Source organism: Blautia sp. HA3515 (assembly GCF_059933065.1).
In genome coordinates, this window is record NZ_JAYFUY010000014.1 from 1 (window position 1) to 3,143 (window position 3,143).

Here is a 3,143-nt window from a genome sequence, read left to right on the forward strand (position 1 = left end):
CTGTATAAGCGTGTGCAGGCCAATATAGCGAAGAAACGGGATAATTGATTATAAGGTATTAATTTGATTAACGAAATAAAATAAAAAAGGCAATGGAAAGGATAAGATTATGGGAGTTTATTGTTTTGGTATTGATGTGGGAGGAACATCTGTCAAATGTGGATTGTTTCTTACTGATGGAACACTGGTAGAAAAATGGGAGATTGCTACCCGTACAGAAAATGAAGGAGCTGCGATCCTTCCGGATATAGCAAAGACTATTGAAGATAAGATCAAAGAACGTGGAATTGAAAAAGGCGATATTGATGGTGTTGGTATCGGTATCCACAGGGACCTGTGAATGAGAACGGCGAGGTTCCCCTTGCAGTAAACCTTCACTGGGGATTTAAGGCTGTTGCAGCAGAGATCAGTGCATTGACTGGACTTCCTGCAAAGGCTGCCAATGATGCCAATGTAGCTGCTTTGGGAGAGGCTTGGAAAGGTGCTGCAGAGGGCGCTAAGAGTGTCGTGCTCCTTACACTTGGCACAGGCGTTGGCGGTGGTATTATAGTTGATGGTAAGATCGTACCTGGTTTCCACGGCGCCGGCGGTGAAGTGGGACATGCCAATATGAACAGCGAGGAAGCAGAAAGCTGTAACTGTGGTAATCATGGATGTCTGGAGCAGTATGCTTCCGCAACCGGTATTGTCCGTGTTGCAAAGAGGGTACTTGATTCCACCCAGGCTCCAAGCGTTCTCAGAAAGAATGTGGACAAATTGAGCGCAAAGCAGGTTCTGGGGAATGTACATACAAGGACGGAGATGTGCTGGCTGTACAGATCATGGAAAAAGTAGAGAGGGCATGTACTGGGGCAGGGCGCTTGGTATTTTCTGCTGTGTGATCGATCCGCAGACCATCGTGATCGGCGGAGGAGTTTCCAGGGCAGGACAGCCGCTGATAGACTGTATTCAGAAATATTACAGGAAGTATGCATTCCCAACATGCAAGGATACACCGATCGTACTTGCTACGCTTGGAAATGATGCCGGGATTTACGGAACTGCACGAATGGTGATCAAGGACTAAAAAGGGTTATCAGGAAATTGATATGCTCCGCGAGGATGCGCAGTGATTCTGTAAAGCCCTATATCAGCTTACGCTGACCAGAATCACGCGCCAAGTCTCGCGGCTGCTTGACTTGAATATTTGCCGATCAGTTTTGCGTTTCTTTACACACATCTACCCATCCGTTTGCTTCTGATACCTGTTCCAGTTCCGGGATTGTGAGTTTTACAGCGCTGTGGTCATTGCCGGCAGCCGGATATACAGTGGTAAATTGTTTCAGACTTTCGTCAAGGTAGACTTCAATTCCCTGATTAATTCCAAACGGGCATACCCCTCCTGGTGCGTGACCGATGATATTTTCTACTTCATCAAACGGAATCATTTTTGCTTTTATATGAAAAGTATCTTTATATTTTCGGTTATCTACCTTTGCTGTACCCTCTGTTAAGATCAGGACTGCTTTGTCGTTCTGCAAAAAGGACATAGTTTTTGCGATCATGCCTGGCTCTACATGGAGTGCTGCTGCAGCTTCTGCTACTGTAGCAGTGGATGCATCCAGTTCGATTACATGGTCAAGAAAGCCCTTCTCTTCCAGATATTTTTCTGCTTTTTCTAAAGACATTTTTTCATTTCCTCCTAAGTATATCTTATCTGTGTCCCAGCTCCCAGAAGGCTACTGCACTTGCAGCAGCTACATTCAGGGAATCTACTCCGTGGGACATTGGTATCTTTACGGTATAATCACAGTCCGCAATCGTCTGTGATGTAAGGCCGTCGCCCTCAGTTCCGAGAATGACTGCCAGTTTTTTTTCTGATCGGAGTGCTTTGTCATCAATTCCTACAGAATCGTCACGCAGAGCCATTGCGGCTGTTTTGAATCCCAGCTTTTGTAGGATCTGCATTCCATCCTGCGGCCATACATTTTTTTTATCAAAGTATGTCCAGGGGATCTGGAATACGGTGCCCATGCTTACTCTGGCTGCACGTCGGTAAAGTGGATCACTGCATCCACCAGTCAAGAGTACTGCATCCATATGGAGTGCTGCTGCTGAGCGGAAAATAGCTCCGATATTTGTAGGATTTACAACATTTTCAAGAACTGCTATGCGGTTGGCGTTTCTGCAGATTTCCTCTACGGATGGCAGTGGATTTCTGCGCATTGCGCAGAGCATTCCGCGCGTAAGAGCAAATCCGGTCAGCCTAACCAATAGTTCATATTCCGCAGTATAGACAGGCACATTTGTATATTGTTCCAGAATTTCCCTCGCCTCTCCTAGCAGATCTTTGTGATCTACCAGAAAAGAAATCGGCTGATATCCTGCATTTAAGGCACGTTCAATCACTTTCGGACTTTCTGCAATAAAAATTCCAGGTTTTGGTTCATAGTATCGTAAAAGCTGTACTTCCGATGTTCTGGCATAAACATCCAGTTCCGGCGCAGTGAAATCTTTTATTTCATTCCACATAAAAATAAGACCTCCAAACTGAGTAATCTTATTTTACATCAGTTTGGAGATTTGCACAAGAAATCCTTTCCCAATCAAAACAAATGGGTTCCATAGTCATAAATATTATATTTTATTTTCACATTAATGATGTTAAAATTATCACTGTAAATATCAGAGCATATTTGAAAAAACATTCTTAATCTTTTTTAACTATGCTCCGGAAAGGAAACTTTATACTAATGAAAACCAAGATCCAGGATATGACCTCCGGTTTGCCAGGGACGGTTGATCATTTTTTTTGCAATTCCTCTGATGCTGGGAAATATCTGTCAGCAGCTTTATACAATGGTGGACACTATGATCGTTGGCCAGGTTGCAGGCGTTGAGGCCCTTGCTGCACTGGGGGCTGTTGACTTTTTGATGTGGGTCGTCACAGGTGTATTACCGGACTTACCCAGGGATTTTCCATTCAACTCTCGCAGTGTTATGGGGCAAAGGATTATGAAAATCTGCGCAAATCTTTGGCGCACAGTTATCGGTTGACTGCATTCAGCGCAGTGGGAGTATTCATTCTCAGCCAGTCCTTTGCTTCACTGGTATTAACAGGACTGCATACTCCTTCCAATATTATGGGAATGTGTTAATCATCA

At 44.3% G+C, this 3,143-nt stretch carries 4 protein-coding genes and 1 pseudogene; 3 read left to right on the forward strand and 2 right to left on the reverse strand.

Going from position 1 to position 3,143, the window contains the following annotated elements:
• The first annotated feature begins 109 nt into the window (after window positions 1–109).
• Window positions 110–1,066, forward strand: a pseudogene (locus R1Y93_RS00450) (ROK family glucokinase).
• Between the two features lie 127 nt (window positions 1,067–1,193).
• On the opposite strand, the gene R1Y93_RS00455 reads toward R1Y93_RS00450, so the two are convergent.
• Window positions 1,194–1,667 (reverse strand): YbaK/EbsC family protein, encoded by a 474-nt coding sequence (locus R1Y93_RS00455; RefSeq protein WP_500821215.1) that lies wholly within the window; start codon window positions 1,665–1,667, stop codon window positions 1,194–1,196.
• 25 nt (window positions 1,668–1,692) lie between these two features.
• On the reverse strand, window positions 1,693–2,511 hold the full coding sequence (locus R1Y93_RS00460; protein WP_500821216.1) for a TrmH family RNA methyltransferase: 819 nt from the start codon (window positions 2,509–2,511) through the stop codon (window positions 1,693–1,695).
• 327 nt (window positions 2,512–2,838) lie between these two features.
• Between R1Y93_RS00460 and R1Y93_RS00465 the strand changes: the two genes are divergently transcribed.
• Together R1Y93_RS00465 and R1Y93_RS00470 are read left to right on the forward strand one after the other, a co-directional pair.
• Window positions 2,839–3,036 (forward strand): hypothetical protein, encoded by a 198-nt coding sequence (locus R1Y93_RS00465; RefSeq protein WP_500821217.1) that lies wholly within the window; start codon window positions 2,839–2,841, stop codon window positions 3,034–3,036.
• The gene (locus R1Y93_RS00470; RefSeq protein WP_500821218.1) at window positions 2,961–3,137 is read left to right on the forward strand and encodes a hypothetical protein; all 177 of its coding nucleotides are present in this window, start codon (window positions 2,961–2,963) and stop codon (window positions 3,135–3,137) included. Before R1Y93_RS00465 ends, R1Y93_RS00470 begins: the two co-directional genes overlap by 76 nt.
• Window positions 3,138–3,143: the final 6 nt, after the last annotated feature.

Coding starts and splice junctions, on each gene's coding strand:
- R1Y93_RS00465 (WP_500821217.1), top strand. CDS start 2,839: ATGGTGGACACTATGATCGTTGGCCAGGTTGCAGGCGTTGAGGCCCTT.
- R1Y93_RS00455 (WP_500821215.1), bottom strand. CDS start 1,667: ATGTCTTTAGAAAAAGCAGAAAAATATCTGGAAGAGAAGGGCTTTCTT.
- R1Y93_RS00460 (WP_500821216.1), bottom strand. CDS start 2,511: ATGTGGAATGAAATAAAAGATTTCACTGCGCCGGAACTGGATGTTTAT.